Annotated in this window: 11 protein-coding genes; 3 read left to right on the top strand and 8 right to left on the bottom strand. The window is 72.4% G+C overall.

What is annotated here, in order from left to right:
• Positions 1-74: 74 nt before the first annotated feature.
• Complete coding sequence (locus tag ABZ840_RS15150) at positions 75-2,327, bottom strand: RNA degradosome polyphosphate kinase (RefSeq protein ID WP_361559027.1); 2,253 nt, start codon at positions 2,325-2,327, stop codon at positions 75-77.
• A gap of 277 nt (positions 2,328-2,604) precedes the next feature.
• Entirely contained in the window at positions 2,605-3,534 is a 930-nt protein-coding gene (mshD, locus tag ABZ840_RS15145; RefSeq protein WP_361559024.1) for a mycothiol synthase, read from the bottom strand.
• 190 nt (positions 3,535-3,724) lie between these two features.
• On the opposite strand from mshD, the gene ABZ840_RS15140 reads away from it, so the two are divergent.
• From ABZ840_RS15140 to ABZ840_RS15130, 3 genes are all read left to right on the top strand, one after another.
• The gene (locus ABZ840_RS15140; protein ID WP_361559021.1) at positions 3,725-5,530 is read left to right on the top strand and encodes a bifunctional metallophosphatase/5'-nucleotidase; all 1,806 of its coding nucleotides are present in this window, start codon (positions 3,725-3,727) and stop codon (positions 5,528-5,530) included.
• A gap of 69 nt (positions 5,531-5,599) precedes the next feature.
• Complete coding sequence (locus ABZ840_RS15135; protein ID WP_361559018.1) at positions 5,600-6,937, top strand: DUF2993 domain-containing protein; 1,338 nt, start codon at positions 5,600-5,602, stop codon at positions 6,935-6,937.
• A gap of 118 nt (positions 6,938-7,055) precedes the next feature.
• Positions 7,056-8,507 (top strand): FG-GAP and VCBS repeat-containing protein, encoded by a 1,452-nt coding sequence (locus ABZ840_RS15130; protein ID WP_361559015.1) that lies wholly within the window; start codon positions 7,056-7,058, stop codon positions 8,505-8,507.
• Here the strand turns inward: ABZ840_RS15130 and ABZ840_RS15125 are convergent.
• From ABZ840_RS15125 to ABZ840_RS15100, 6 genes are all read right to left on the bottom strand, one after another.
• Positions 8,504-9,916 carry a HAMP domain-containing sensor histidine kinase gene (locus tag ABZ840_RS15125; protein ID WP_361559879.1) on the bottom strand — a complete coding sequence of 471 codons (1,413 nt, stop codon included), beginning with the start codon at positions 9,914-9,916 and terminating at the stop codon, positions 8,504-8,506. The two genes, ABZ840_RS15130 and ABZ840_RS15125, sit on opposite strands and share 4 nt — an antisense overlap.
• 59 nt (positions 9,917-9,975) lie before the next feature.
• A complete protein-coding gene (locus ABZ840_RS15120) occupies positions 9,976-10,710 on the bottom strand; it encodes a response regulator transcription factor (protein ID WP_361559012.1) in 735 nt (244 codons plus the stop codon).
• A gap of 46 nt (positions 10,711-10,756) precedes the next feature.
• The gene (locus ABZ840_RS15115; protein ID WP_361559009.1) at positions 10,757-10,987 is read right to left on the bottom strand and encodes a hypothetical protein; all 231 of its coding nucleotides are present in this window, start codon (positions 10,985-10,987) and stop codon (positions 10,757-10,759) included.
• Positions 10,988-11,025: 38 nt separating this feature from the next.
• Positions 11,026-12,108 (bottom strand): trypsin-like peptidase domain-containing protein, encoded by a 1,083-nt coding sequence (locus ABZ840_RS15110; protein ID WP_361559006.1) that lies wholly within the window; start codon positions 12,106-12,108, stop codon positions 11,026-11,028.
• A 101-nt stretch (positions 12,109-12,209) separates the two neighbouring features.
• Positions 12,210-13,235 carry a LacI family DNA-binding transcriptional regulator gene (locus ABZ840_RS15105; protein ID WP_361559003.1) on the bottom strand — a complete coding sequence of 342 codons (1,026 nt, stop codon included), beginning with the start codon at positions 13,233-13,235 and terminating at the stop codon, positions 12,210-12,212.
• A gap of 24 nt (positions 13,236-13,259) precedes the next feature.
• Positions 13,260-14,072, bottom strand: a complete 813-nt coding sequence (locus ABZ840_RS15100; RefSeq protein ID WP_361558999.1) for a response regulator transcription factor — start codon at positions 14,070-14,072, stop codon at positions 13,260-13,262.
• Between the last annotated feature and the right edge of the window lie 104 nt (positions 14,073-14,176).

Here is a 14,176-nt window from a genome sequence, read left to right as displayed (position 1 = left end):
CGGCAGCCGGTCCGGCCGCGGCGGCCGCGCGGGCACGGCTCCGTCCGCAGGGCGGGGAGCTGGGCGGGGAGGGGTCATGTCGCAGGGCCACGCCGGCGCCTCCGGGCGTCGATGAGCATTTCTTGTACGTTCCGCAGCGGCTTGCCGTCCGCGTCGGCGGCGTGCCGGGTCCAGTTGCCGTCCGGGCCGAGGTGCCAGGACGAGGTCGCGTCCGACATGCCGGTCTCCAGCAGCCGGACGAGCGAGGCGCGGTGTCCGGGGTCGGTGACCCGGACCAGCGCCTCGATCCGCCGGTCGAGATTGCGGTGCATCATGTCCGCGCTGCCCAGCCATACTTCCGGCTCCCCTCCGTTGCCGAAGGCGAACACCCGGGAGTGTTCGAGGAAGCGGCCCAGGACGCTGCGGACGCGGATGTTCTCGCTCAGACCCGGTACGCCGGGCCGCAGGGCGCAGATTCCGCGTACCCAGATGTCCACCGGTACACCGGCCTGGGAGGCGCGGTAGAGCGCGTCGACGACGGCCTCGTCCACCATGGAGTTGACCTTGATGCGGACGTGCGCGGCGTGTCCGGCGCGGTGGTGCGCGATCTCCTTGGTGATGCGCTGGACCAGGCCGTCGCGCAGCGACTTGGGGGCGACGAGCAGCCGTCGGTAGGTCTCCCGGCGGGAGTAGCCGGAGAGCCGGTTGAACAGGTCGGAGAGGTCGGCGCCCACCTGCTGGTCGGCGGTGAGCAGGCCGATGTCCTCGTACAGCCGGGCCGTCTTGGGGTGGTAATTGCCGGTCCCCACATGGGAGTAGCGGCGCAGCATCTCGCCTTCCTGGCGGACGACCAGGGAGAGCTTGCAGTGCGTCTTGAGTCCCACCAGGCCGTAGACGACGTGGCAGCCGGCCTCCTCCAGCTTCCGGGCCCACTTGATGTTGGCCTGCTCGTCGAAGCGGGCCTTGATCTCGACCAGGACGAGGACCTGTTTGCCGGACTCGGCGGCGTCTATCAGGGCATCGACGATCGGTGAGTCGCCGGAGGTGCGGTAGAGCGTCTGCTTGATCGCGAGGACGTGCGGGTCGGCGGCGGCCTGCTCCAGGAAGGCCTGTACGGAGGTGGAGAAGCTGTCGTACGGGTGGTGGAGCAGGACGTCGCGGGCGCGCAGCGCGGCGAAGACGTCGGGCGCCGAGGCGGACTCGACCTCGGCGAGGTCGCGGTGGGTGCCGGCGACGAACTTCGGGAACTTCAGCTCGGGCCGGTCCAGCGCCGCGATGCCGAAGAGGCCGGTCAGGTCCAGCGGTCCGGGCAGCGGGTAGACCTCGGCCTCGGAGATCTTCAGCTCCTGGACCAGCAGGTCCAGGACGGCCGGGTCGATGGACTCCTCGACCTCCAGCCGGACGGGCGGCCCGAAGCGGCGCCGCAACAGCTCCTTCTCCAGGGCCTTGAGGAGGTTCTCCGCGTCGTCCTCCTCGACCTCCAGGTCCTCGTTGCGGGTGACCCGGAACATGTGGTGCGCGCGTACCTCCATGCCCGGGAACAGCTCTTCCAGGTGCGCCGCTATGACGTCCTCTATGGGGACGTAGCGCTGCGGGGAGGCCTCCAGGAAGCGGGAGAGGAGCGGCGGGACCTTGACGCGGGCGAAGTGGTCGTGGCCGCTGACCGGGTTGCGGACGACCACGGCGAGGTTCAGGGAGAGGCCCGAGATGTACGGGAAGGGGTGCGCCGGGTCCACGGCCAGCGGGGTCAGCACGGGGAAGATCTGGTGGCGGAAGAGGGTGAACAGGCGGGCCTGTTCCTTCTCGGTCAGCTCCGGCCAGCGGATCAGGTGGATGCCCTCACCGGCCAGCTCGGGGGCGACGTCCTGCTGGTAGCAGGCGGCGTGCCGGGCCATGAGCTCGCGGGAGCGGGTCCAGATCAGGTCCAGCACCTCGCGGGGCTGGAGCCCGGAGGCGGAGCGGGTGGCGACGCCGGTGGCGATTCTGCGCTTGAGGCCGGCGACCCGGACCATGAAGAACTCGTCCAGGTTCGACGCGAAGATCGCCAGGAACTTGGCACGTTCCAGCAGCGGCGTGGCCGGGTCCTCGGCCAGCTCCAGTACGCGTTCGTTGAAGGCGAGCCAGCTGCGCTCGCGGTCCAGGAAACGGCCGACGGGCAGCTCCACGCCGTCGTCGCCCAGCACGCCGTCGACGTCGTAGGCATCGAGGTCGGCGTCGAGATCCGGTTCCAGCTCGGGCAGGGGCGGGGCCACCGTGTGCGGGCGGTGTGCCGCGATCGAGCCGACCGAGGGCTGAGCCTGTGCGGACGGCGTCTGGGGCGTTGCCTGGGCGCTGGTCTGCTGGTCCATGACCTCATTGTTCCGCGCTCCCGGCCGGGAAAGCGCGTCGGGAGGCGGCGGGGCGGCTCGGAGCCATCGGTCACCGGCCGGCTGCGCGGAGGGCTGCATTCAGTGATGCTCGCAAGCGAGTTTGAATCGCCGGTAACGCAGACATGACGGACAGGCAAGCGGGGGGCCACCCGGAGGGGACATTACGGTGCCGGGCGACGGCGCGGCGGCGGGACACGTACCCCGCCGCCGCCCCTGACACACCGTCAACACCGGTGCGGGGGAACCGCGCTGTCCGTCACAGCTCGGTGCGGTACATCAGGTCCGTCTCGTGCGTGACGAAGCCGAGCCGCTCGTAGACGGTGACGGCGGGGACGTTGTCCGCGTCGACGTACAGCATCGCCGTGGGCACGCCCTCGGCGGCCAGGTGGCGCAGGCCGATCGCGGTGAGCGCCTTGCCGAGCCCACCGCCCTGCGCGCCGGGCCGGACACCCACGACGTAGACCTCGCCCAGCCCCTCCTCGGCGTGCTTCTTGGTCCAGTGGAAACCGACCAGCTCACCGGCCTTCTCCGCCAGAAAAAAGCCCTTCGGGTCGAACCACGACTCGGCCTTGCGGTCGTCCAGGTCACGCTGGGTGAGCGAGCCCTGCTCGGGGTGGTGGGCGAAGGCCTCGGCGTTCGCGGCGAGCCAGGCCGCGTCGTCCGTGCCGGTCCGGAAGCTGCGGACGGTGACGCCCTCGGGCAGCACCGGCTCCGGCAGGTCCAGGTCGGTCAGCGGGCGGCGCATCTGCCGCAGCTCGCGGAAGAGGGTCAGGCCCAGGGTCTGCGCGAGGTGGCGGGCCGCGGGGTGGCCGCCGTGCGCCCAGAGCCGGAGCCGCCGCCCGGACTGCTCCAGCAGCGCGCTGCCGAGCTTGCGGCCCAGGCCGTGGCCGCGGAATTCGGGGTGGACGACCAGTTCGGCGGCGGGCGCCTCGACCGGGTCGGTGTCCTCCAGCTGTCCGTATCCGACGACGCGGTCGCCCTCGGCCCGCACGAGGAAGTGCTTGACGCCCTCCCGGTGCCCGCCGCGCAGCTGCAGCCGTCCCTGCTCGGAGACGGCCGGCTGCCCGTCCGTCCGCGCCGCCGTCTCGATCAGCTCCAGTACGGCACCCGCCACGTCCGGCGTGAGCTCGTCCAGTACCTGCATGCCCCGGTCGGGCCGGCCCGTTTCCTCTGCAGCGTCAGTCATGTCCCGAAGCGTACGGCGCCGCGCGCGCCCGGTGACGACCCCCGTCGCGCCGTACGCGTACCCGGCCGGTCCGCCGTCGCCGTGCCGCAACCGTGCCGTCACCCGACACCCCTGTTGCGCTACGCGCGTTGACCGTAGGCTTCCGGTCGCTCGCACACTCCTGATCCGCTGTCCACGAGGGGGACGACCCATGTCAGATACTCCGCACCGGCGCCGCCGGATGCGCCGCCTGGCGGCCGCCGCGACGGTGCTGGCCGCCGCTGCCGGTGTCACGGCCGCGGCCCTGCCCGCCGGCGCCGGCACGCACGGCGGCCCCGGCCACTCCTCCCGCACCGTCGACGTGCAGCTGCTCTCCTTCAACGACTTCCACGGCAACCTGGAGCCGCCGCAGGGCTCCTCCGGCACCGTGGACGAGGAGCAGGCGGACGGCAGCAAGAAGAAGGTCGAAGCGGGCGGCGTGGAGTACCTGGCCAACTCCCTGCGCACGGCGCGCAAGGGGCACCCGTACTCCGTCACCGCGGCGGCCGGCGACCTGGTCGGCGCGAGCCCGCTGCTCTCCGGCCTCTTCCACGACGAGCCGACCGTGGAGGCGATGAACAAGCTGAAGCTGGACGTGACGAGCGTCGGCAACCACGAGTTCGACGAGGGGCGCGCGGAGCTGGCCCGGCTGCAGAACGGCGGCTGCCACCCCAAGGAAGGCTGTTACGAGAAGGGCCGGACGTTCGCCGGCGCCGACTATCCGTACCTCGCCGCCAACGTCACCGACGAGAAGACCGGCAGGCCCGTCCTCGAGCCGTACACGGTCTGGAAGCACAAGGGCGTGAAGATCGGCTTCATCGGGGTCACGCTGGAGGGCACGCCCGACATCGTCAGCGCCGACGGCGTGAAGGGCCTGAAGTTCCACGACGAGGCCGAGACCATCGACAAGTACACCAAGGTGCTGCGCAAGCAGGGCGTGAAGTCGGTCGTCGCGCTGATCCACGAGGGCGGCGCGCCCGCGTCCACCGCGTACAACTACGACTGCGACAGCCCGGGTCCCGGCGACGGCATCTCCGGGCCGATCACGGAGATCGCCAAGAAGGTCTCGCCGGACGTCGACGCGCTGGTCACCGGCCATACGCACCAGGCGTACGCGTGCACGATCCCGGACCCGGCCGGGCAGCCGCGGATGGTCACCTCGGCGTCCTCCTTCGGCAAGCTCTACACCGACACCACGCTGACGTACGACCGGAAGACCAAGGACATCGTGCGCACGGCCGTGAAGTCGGCCAACCACGTGGTGCACCGCACCCAGCCCAAGGCGGCCGACCTGACCGCGCTGATCAAGCGCTGGGACAAGCTGGCCGCGCCGGTCGCGAGCAAGCCGGTCGGGTACATCTCCGCGGACATCGCGGGCCGCGGCGCGACCACCCCGGAGTCGCCCCTCGGTGACGTGATCGCCGACGCGCAGCTGGAGGCGACGGCGGACAGCGGCAAGGGCGGCGCCCAACTGGCCTTGATGAACCCCGGCGGGGTCCGCTCCGACCTGGCGTTCAAGGCGTCCGGCAGCGAGGGCGACGGGGTGGTGACGTACGGCGAGGCCTTCACGGTGCAGCCGTTCGCCAACATGACGAACGTCGTCTCACTGACCGGGAAGCAGCTCATCACCGCGCTCCAGCAGCAGGTCAGCGGCGCCAACGAGGCCTCCCCCAAGATCCTCCAGGTGTCGAAGGGCCTCACCTACACCCTGGACATGACCAAGTCCGGCGCCGCCCGGATCGTCGTGGACTCGGTGAAGCTCAACGGCGAACCGGTCGACCCGGCGAAGAGCTACCGCGTCGCGATGAACGAGTTCCTGGCGGGCGGCGGCGACGGATTCGCCGCATTCAAGGACGGAACGGACAAGTACGTCGGCCCCTCCGATCTGGAGGCATTCACCGCGTACCTCAGTGCGCACTCCTCGGCGTCCGGCCCGCTGGCCCCGCCGAAGGCGGACCGCATCACCGTGGTGAAGTAAGGGCTCATATCCCCACTTACCGACAGTAAGACTTGCGTTCGACAGCCGTACGCATGGTGGGATGTGCCGATGCGACCCCCCACACGCATAGCCGCGTCACACGCTCCGCAGGACGCGCGGGACTCCCAGGAGACCCGCGCGTCCCAGGGCCCTGGTGCCCAGGGTGACACCCGCGAGATGTCGCCGGTCAACCCGTACGCGGAGCTGGCCGGGCTGGCCGACCCCGAGCCGGAGCCGGGCCCCGCGCGGTCGTACCTCAACGAGCGCGACGACAGCGACGACCCCCTGGGGCTCGGGCTGCGCGCGGACCCCGAGGACGAGGACGCCTGGGCGCCGCCGAACCACCGCAAGGCCCGGCGCGGCCTCGGCCGGTTCGCCGCCGTGCCGCTCACCGTGAAGCTGGTCGCCACGGTCCTGGTGGCCGCCTCCTTCGCGGGTCTCGCCGACCGGTTCGCCGTGCTGTACGCGCAGAACAAGGCCGCCGAGAAACTCAAGGACTCGCTGCACCTCGCGGCCGACCCCGAGGTGGACATCGAGGGCTTCCCCTTCCTCACCCAGGTCGCCGACAAGCACCTGGACCGGGTGCGGGTGGCCATCCCCGACCTGGCCGCCGACCGCGTCTCGCTGGCGAAGTTCGAGGCGACGGCGGAGGACGTCACGCTCGACGGCGACCTGCCCACCTCCCTCAAGGGCGGCACGGTCGGCCGGATGCACGGTGACGTGCTGCTCTCCTTCGAGGACATGAACCGCGAACTGGGTGCCTCACAGGTGAAGTTCAGCGAGCTGGGGCCCGACGCGGTACGCGCCGAGGGGCGGCTGCCGATCGCCGGGCACGAACTGCGGATGCGCGCCCGGGCCCATATCCGGCAGGCCGGCGACCGCGGCATCTCCACCGAGATCAGCGGCATGCGGCTGGACATCGGCGACATCGCGGTCTACCGCCCCGGCACCGGCAAGGGCGAGGGGCTGCAGCTGACCCGCAAGACCGCCCGGCAGCTCAGCCGGGAGGCCGCCAAGATCAAGGCGATGCTCGGCGTACCGGCCATCGCCGACCGCATCGGCATCCCGCGGGACACCATCGACGCCGCGCTGCACAACGAGAAGAAGCTGCACGACCTCGTCGGCACGCCGCGCTTCATCGGCAAGCTGATGAAGGTCAACCTCGTCGACGTCGTGTCCGACCACCCCTGGCTGCTGCAGAAGGTCGGCATCGACCCGAAAATTCTCGGCGGCCTGGCGGGGCTCACCAAGCCGGAGATCGCGGACCGCTTCGACCTGTCCTTCCGGCTCCCCAAGACCCCCGGTGACGTGCGGCTGCGCACCGTCTCCGTGGAGCGGGACGGCATCCGCGCGCGCCTGACGGGCACTCAACTCCCCTTCGGTGACGCGGCGAAGAAACGTCCCTGACCCGATACGCACGGGACACAAGGGGCGTCAGTAAAGAACCACGGACGCGGTAATTCCGTCGTATGAGGTGAACGAACGGTGCACCCGGGATGTCCGGGTGCCGACGTCAGGAGGAACCGTGCGCCACCGTTCCACCCCCACCGCAGCGCGCTGCGCCGTGGTGGCCGCGCTGCTCACCGCCCCGCTCGCCTTCGCCGCCCCGGCGAGCGCGGCACCCGCAGACACGCCGGCCGCCGCCGCGAAGGGCCCGGCGGGCACCGCCCCGCAGGCCGACTTCAACCACGACGGCTACGCCGACATCGTTGCCGGAGCCCCCGGCGGCACGGTCGGCGGCAAGGCGAAGGCCGGTTACGTCACCGTGGTCTACGGCTCGGCCTCCGGTGCCGCCACCGGAAAGCACCAGGTCATCAGCCGCGCCACCGCAGGCGTGCCCGGCGATCCCGCCGAGGGCGCCGGCTTCGGCGACCGCACCGTCGCCCGCGACCTGGACGGCGACGGCACCAGCGACCTCGTCATCACCGGCTCCGGAGGCCCGGTGGTCCTGTGGGGCTCCACCGACGGCAAGGGCGGCGCGAGCGGCCTGCAGGGCGTCGGCGGCCGCAACCTCACCGCGGGCGACTTCGACGGTGACGGCCACACCGACCTGGTGGCCGATGGCGAGGGCGACGAGAACTCCGCCGCCCTGCACGTGATGTACGGGCCGTTCACCCGGGCCGGGGCGCCCGCCCGTACCTCGGAGCTCATGACCGGCCACCTCTTCGACTCCGAGGACCTGGCCGCCGGTGACCTCAACGGTGACGGCCGGGACGACCTGGTCAGCATGCACGCGTTCGAGGAGATGTCGGAGTCGAGCGAGTTCTGGAAGGGCACCGCCGACGGACTGTCCACCAAGTCCACGGAGCTGCCGGACGCCGCGGCGGCCACGGTCGGCGACGTCGACAAGGACGGCTACGGCGACCTCATCTACCGCCCCGTGCCCGGCGGCGTCGTCGAGGACCTCCCGTACGACAAGGGCACGGTCAAGGTCGCGTACGGCTCGGCCGACGGCCCGAGCAAGCGCACCACGACGATCACCCAGGACACCGCGGGCGTCCCCGGAGCGGGCGAGGAGGGCGACCAGTTCGGCTACTCGCTCAGCGCGGGCGACGTGAACGGCGACGGCTACGCGGACGTCGCGGCCGGCGTCCCCTACGAGGACCTGACCTCGGCCTCCGGCGCCGCCCTGAAGGACGCGGGCAGCGTGGTCCTGCTCAAGGGCGGCAAGGGCGGCCTGTCCGGCACCGGCGCGCAGGCGCTCAACCAGACGACCACCGGGGTCCCGGGGGTCGCCGAGGCCGGTGACCGCTTCGGCGAGGCGGTCTCGCTGCTGGACACCGACAAGGACGGCAAGGCCGACCTCGCGGCGGGCGCGCCCGGCGAGGACGGCACGAGCCTGAAGGACACCGGCGCGGTGTGGGCCCTGCGGGGCGCCACCGGCGGGCTGACCACGACCGGCGCCGTCTCCTACGGCCCCGGCGCGATCGGCGCCCCCGAGGCCGGCGCCGGCCTCGGTTCGGGCTTCGCCCACTAACCGCCGCTCACGCCGTCCCCCGGACCCGGCTCCGGCGCGTGGTCCGGGGGTGGCGTGGCCGCTCCCGGCAGGGTCAGCTCCACCAGCGTGCCGCCGCCCTCCGCCGCGAGGAGCCGGACGGCGCCGCCCGCCTGCTGTGCCGTGCGGGCCACGATCGACAGACCGAGGCCGCTGCCGGGCAGGCTGCGGGCCGAGGGCGAGCGCCAGAACCGCTCGAAGACGTGCGGGAGTTCGTCGGCCGGGATGCCGGGCCCGTGATCGCGTACGGTCAGCAGGCCGCTCTTCAGGCGGACCTCGACCGTGCCGCCCGCGGGGCTGAACTTCACCGCGTTGTCGAGGAGGTTGACCACCGCGCGCTCCAGCGCGGCAGGCTCGGCGCGTACGTACCAGGGGTCGAGGGCGGCGTCGAGGGTGAGGGACGGGCCGCGCAGCCGGGCCCGTTCCAGCGCCGTCGCCGCGACGTCGTGCAGGGCGACGACCGGCGGCGCGCCGTGGCCGCCGGCCCCGTGGTCCGGCGTCCTGGACAGCTCCTGGAGGTCGCCGATCAGCGCGGCCAGCTCGCCCATCTGCGCCTTCACCGAGTCCAGCAGGGCGAGCTTGTCGTCGGCCGGGATGGCCCGGCCGGTGCGCTCACTGCGCTCCAGCAGGTCGATGTTGGTGCGGAGCGAGGTCAGCGGGGTGCGCAGTTCGTGGCCCGCGTCCGCGATCAGCTGCTGCTGGAGGTCGCGGGAGGCGGCGAGCGCGGCGGTCATGGAGTTGAAGGACCGGGAGAGCCGGGCGATCTCGTCCTCGCCGTCGGTGGGGATGCGGACGGCCAGGTCTTCCGTACGGGCGACGTGCTCGACGGCGGCGGTGAGCCGGTTCACCGGCTTCAGGCCCGCCCGGGCGACCCACAGGCCGGTGGTCGCGGCGCCCAGCACGCCGACCCCGGAGACGATCAGCAGCACCAGCGCGAGCTGGTTGAGCGGCTGGGACACCTGGTCCATGGGCGTGGCGACGGACACCGCCACCTGGTTGCCGAACGCGTCGGTGGCGGACCCGCGGGACGCCTCGGTCGAGACCCGCATCTGCGCCCCGTTCGCGGCCCGCGCGGTGTGCATCGCGTCCCGGGCCCTGCCCTGCGCGACCTCGACGTCCGCCCGGGTGGCGGGGATCTGCGACCGCTCCGGCGAAGTGCACACCCGGCCGTCCACCGACACCAGCTGGACGGTGTACGGGCCGGCCGGCGGGAAGCTGACGCCCTGCGCGGTGCCGTTGCACTCGGCGCTCAGCGCCCGTACGTACGCGTCGTTCACGCTGACGCTCTTCAGGGTCGCGTCCAGCTGCTCGGTGAGCCGGTCGCGGGTGATGAGCCAGCAGGCGGCGGCCGAGGCGGCGACCGCGAGCGCGACGGCCAGCGCGGTGAGCATCGCCAGCCGGGACTGGAGCGGCAGCCGGCGGTAGCGCTGGGCCGCTCTCTCGCGGACGTTCACTCGGCACCGCCGGAACGCAGGACGTAGCCGACGCCGCGCACCGTGTGCACCAGCCGGGGCTCGCCGCCGGCCTCGGTCTTGCGCCGCAGGTACATCACGTACACGTCCAGGGAGTTGGAGGAGGGCTCGAAGTCGAAGCCCCAGACGGCCTTGAGGATCTGCTCGCGGGTGAGGACCTGGCGCGGATGGGCCAGGAACATCTCCAGCAGGGTGAACTCGGTGCGGGTCAGCTCCACCGGGCGGTCGCCGCGGGTGACTTCACGGGTGGCCAGGTTCATGGTCAGGTCGGCGAAGGTGAGCGTGTCGCCCTCGTCGGGGGCCGCGCCTGCGGCCGCCGCGTAGGAGCTGCGGCGCAGCAGCGCGCGGATGCGGGCCAGCAGCTCGTCCAGTTCGAAGGGCTTGACCAGGTAGTCGTCGGCGCCCGCGTCGAGTCCGGTGACCCGGTCGCCGACCGTGTCGCGCGCGGTGAGCATCAGGATCGGCACGGTCAGGCCGCTCGCGCGCAGCCGGCGGGCGGCGGTCAGGCCGTCCATGCGGGGCATCAGCACGTCGAGCACGATGAGTTCGGGCCGGTGCGCCGCCACCTTCTCGACCGCGTCCAGGCCGTCCACGGCCTCGTCGGTGGCGTACCCCTCGAAGGCGAGCGAACGGCGCAGGGCCTCGCGGACGGCGGGCTCGTCGTCGACGATCAGGATGCGGGCGGACGTCTCGCCCTGCTCGGCGGCGCTCATGTTCTCGGTGACCTCGGTAGGGGTGAAGGGAGGGGCCAGGACCCTCTCAGCCTCGCACGGCGCGTCTGCGGGAGCGCCGCGCGGCGCGGGACGGGGACCGGTACGGCGCGTGCGGCGGGTCGTGGGGTGCCGCGCCGCCCGCGCTCAGGCTGACGGCCGTGGCGAGCGCGCGCCGCGCGCGGTGCAGCGGAACGGTGGTACGGGCCCGCTTCGTACGGGTCCGCGCGGCGCGGGTGCGTGTCGTACGGGTCGCTGTGGTGCGGTTCCTCGTGGTCATGGTGCCTCCTCGTACGTGTACAGGTGGCGGGTTCCGGGTCAGCTGTCCGTCGTGCCGCCGGCGCGCAGGTCGGCCAGGTCCGCCTTGACGGTGTTGATCGGTATGGCGAAGCCGAGGCCGACGCTGCCGGCGCTGCCGCCGCTGCCGGCGGAGCTGCCGGAGGCGGAGTACATCGCGGAGTTGATGCCGATGATGCGGCCGGACATGTCGATCAGGGCGCCGCCGGAGTTGCCGGGGTTGAGCGAGGCGTCGGTCTGGATGGCCTTGTAGCTGGTGGTCGAGTCGCCGGTGTCACCGTTGTACTGGTTGCCGCCGAACTCGAACGGCCACGGCATGTCACCCTGCGCCTGCCCCTGGCCCTGCTGCTGTTGCTGCTGGTCCTCCTTGGGCACGGTCACCTCGCGGTCGAGCGCCGAGACGATGCCGCTGGTCACCGAGCCGGTGAGCCCCTCGGGCGAGCCGATCGCGACGACCTGGTCGCCGACCGCCAGCTTGCTGGAGTCGCCGAGGGTGGCGTGCGTGAGGTTCTTACCGCCCTTGATCTTGATGAGCGCCAGGTCCTTGCCGGGGTCGGTGCCGACGACCCGGGCGGTCCTGGTGGAGCCGTCGCTGAAGGACACCGAGACGGTGTCGGCGCCGGAGACCACGTGGTTGTTGGTGATGATCTCGCCGTCGCCGGTGATGACCACGCCGGAGCCGGTGGACTCCCCCTCGGCGGTGCGGGCCTTGATCTCGACTGTCGCGGGGCTGACCGCCTTGGCGACCGAGGAGACCCCGCTGTTCGACGTGGCGCCCGCGTTGACGACGGCGGTGCTCTGGCCGCTGCTGCCGCCCTGCGTGGTGCTCCCGATGAGCGCGGCGCTGCCGCCGCCGATCAGGCCGGAGGCCAGCGCGACCGCGGCGATCAGCGCGACGGGGCGGCGCACCTTGCGGCGCGGTGCGCCCTCGGGGCCGCCGTCGGGGCCGCCGTCGGCGGGCGGGGCCGGCGGGGCGTACGGGGGCGGCGGCGGGTAGGCCGCCTGCGCGGCACCGCCGTGCGGGCCGAAGGACGCGTACGGGGTGGTCTGCCGGGTGTCGTACTGCGGGGTCTCTTCGCCGCTTCGGCGGTAGCTCTCGGTCATGTCTACGACTCTGCGAGCCGTGCATGAGAACGAGCTGAGAGCACCCTGAGAGGTCCGGCAGAAGTGGGTATGCCCGGTATAAAGACGCCTCCGGGGCGCGCTCAGCCCGTGCAGCCGCAGGACTGGCGGACCACCAGCCGGGACGGGTACTGCCGCAGCCGCTCCCGGCGCGACCCGGCCAGCCGCAGCGCGTCGTCCAGCACCAGGTCCACCGCCGTACGGGCCATCGCCTCGCGGTCGGAGCCGACCGTGGTCAGCGGCGGGTCGGTCAGCGCCGCTTCCTTCACGTCGTCGAAGCCCGCCACCGCCAGCTCGCCCGGCACGTCGATACGCAGCTCGCGGGCCGCACGCAGCACGGCGATGGCCTGGTCGTCGGTGGCGCACATGATCGCCGGCGGCCGGTCCGGGCTTTCGAGGAGCTTCAGCGCGATGGGGTAGGCCTCGTAGCGGTTGTACGGGGCGTGGAAGTAGCGGCCCTCGGTCGGGCGGCCGGCCTCCTGCATGGCCCGCCGCCAGCCCTCGACGTGGTCGGTGACCGGGTCGCCGGACTTGGGGGTCTCCTCCAGGCCGCCGAAGAAGGCGACGTAGGGGTGGCCGTGCTCCAGGAGGTGGCGGGTGGCGAGCTGGGCGCCGCCGATGTCGTCCGCCATGACGGCGACGTCGTCTATGGCGTCGGGGCGGCGGTGCAGCAGCACCACGCGGGCGTCCCAGGTGTCGATCTCGGTGGCGGCGTGCTCGCTGGGGCCCTGACTGATCAGGATGAGCCCGGAGACCCGCATGCCGAGGAAGGCGCGGAGGTAGTGAACCTCGCGCTCGTCCTCGTAGTTGGCGTTGCCGACCAGCACCATCTTGCCGCGCTCGGAGGCGGCGCGCTCCACGGCGTGTGCCATCTCCGCGAAGAACGGCTGGCGGGTGTCGGGGACGATGAGCCCTATGAGGTCGGTGCGCCGGGAGGCCATGGCCTGCGCGACGCGGTCCGGCCGGTACCCCAGCTCCTTGATCGCGGCGAGCACCCGCTCGCGCGTGGCCGGGGCGACCGGCCTCGGTCCGTTGTTGATGACGTAACTCACCACGGCGGTGGACGTCCCCGCCAGCCTCGCCACATCATCCCGCGTCACCTTGGCCACGCGCGGCAGTCTACGCGGGTGGTGCTACCGCTTGGCAGGGCGTACGCCGCCCGCCGCCGCGCTCCGGTCGGCGGTGTGCTCGCGCGCCTCGGCCGCGGCCCGCGCAGCGGCGCGTTCGGCCTGCTGGGCGGCCTTCTCCTTGGCCTCCTCGGCGGCCCGCTCGACCTTCTCCGGTACGACGAAGCGGTAGCCGACGTTGCGCACCGTGCCGATGAGCGACTCGTGCTCCGGGCCGAGCTTGGCGCGCAGCCGCCGTACGTGCACGTCGACCGTGCGGGTGCCGCCGAAGTAGTCGTAGCCCCAGACCTCCTGGAGCAGCTGGGCGCGGGTGAAGACCCGGCCCGGGTGCTGCGCGAGGTACTTGAGCAGCTCGAACTCCTTGAAGGTCAGGTCCAGGACCCGGCCCTTGAGCTTGGCGCTGTAGGTGGCCTCGTCCACCGAGAGGTCGCCGTTGCGGATCTCCATCGGGCTGTCGTCCGTGGTGACCTGCTGGCGGCCCATGGCGAGCCGCAGCCGCGCCTCGACCTCGGCGGGGCCCGCGGTGTCGAGGAGTACGTCGTCGATGCCCCAGTCGGCGGTGACGGCGGCGAGGCCGCCCTCGGTCACGACCAGGACGAGGGGGCAGCCGGGGCCGGTGGAGCGCAGCAGCTGACAGAGCGACCGGACCTGCGGCAGGTCGCGGCGGCCGTCGATGAGGATGACGTCGGCGCCGGGGGTGTCCACCAGGGCCGGCCCCTCGGCCGGGGCGACACGCACGCTGTGCAGCAGGAGGCCGAGCGCGGGGAGCACCTCCGTGGAGGGCTGGAGGGCGTTCGTGAGAAGCAGCAGCGAGCTCATCGCTCATCACCCGCCCGGGTCGTCCGTCGTCGCCTGTCCGTTCGGGTCTTCTGCACGCTTCGCTCGCCCATCGGTTCCTCCTCGGTCCCTGCCTGCGAGGACTT

Origin of the sequence: Streptomyces sp. NPDC047117 (genome assembly GCF_040643545.1) — a bacterium.
Classification (GTDB): Bacteria; Actinomycetota; Actinomycetes; order Streptomycetales; family Streptomycetaceae; genus Streptomyces.
Note: the sequence above shows the minus strand (reverse complement) of the source record. Positions and strands in the feature narration are given on the sequence as shown.

Coding starts and splice junctions, on each gene's coding strand:
- ABZ840_RS15150 (WP_361559027.1), bottom strand. CDS start 2,327: ATGGACCAGCAGACCAGCGCCCAGGCAACGCCCCAGACGCCGTCCGCA.
- mshD (WP_361559024.1), bottom strand. CDS start 3,534: ATGACTGACGCTGCAGAGGAAACGGGCCGGCCCGACCGGGGCATGCAG.
- ABZ840_RS15140 (WP_361559021.1), top strand. CDS start 3,725: ATGTCAGATACTCCGCACCGGCGCCGCCGGATGCGCCGCCTGGCGGCC.
- ABZ840_RS15135 (WP_361559018.1), top strand. CDS start 5,600: ATGCGACCCCCCACACGCATAGCCGCGTCACACGCTCCGCAGGACGCG.
- ABZ840_RS15125 (WP_361559879.1), bottom strand. CDS start 9,916: ATGCTCACCGCGCTGGCCGTCGCGCTCGCGGTCGCCGCCTCGGCCGCC.
- ABZ840_RS15120 (WP_361559012.1), bottom strand. CDS start 10,710: ATGAGCGCCGCCGAGCAGGGCGAGACGTCCGCCCGCATCCTGATCGTC.
- ABZ840_RS15115 (WP_361559009.1), bottom strand. CDS start 10,987: ATGACCACGAGGAACCGCACCACAGCGACCCGTACGACACGCACCCGC.
- ABZ840_RS15110 (WP_361559006.1), bottom strand. CDS start 12,108: ATGACCGAGAGCTACCGCCGAAGCGGCGAAGAGACCCCGCAGTACGAC.
- ABZ840_RS15100 (WP_361558999.1), bottom strand. CDS start 14,072: ATGAGCTCGCTGCTGCTTCTCACGAACGCCCTCCAGCCCTCCACGGAG.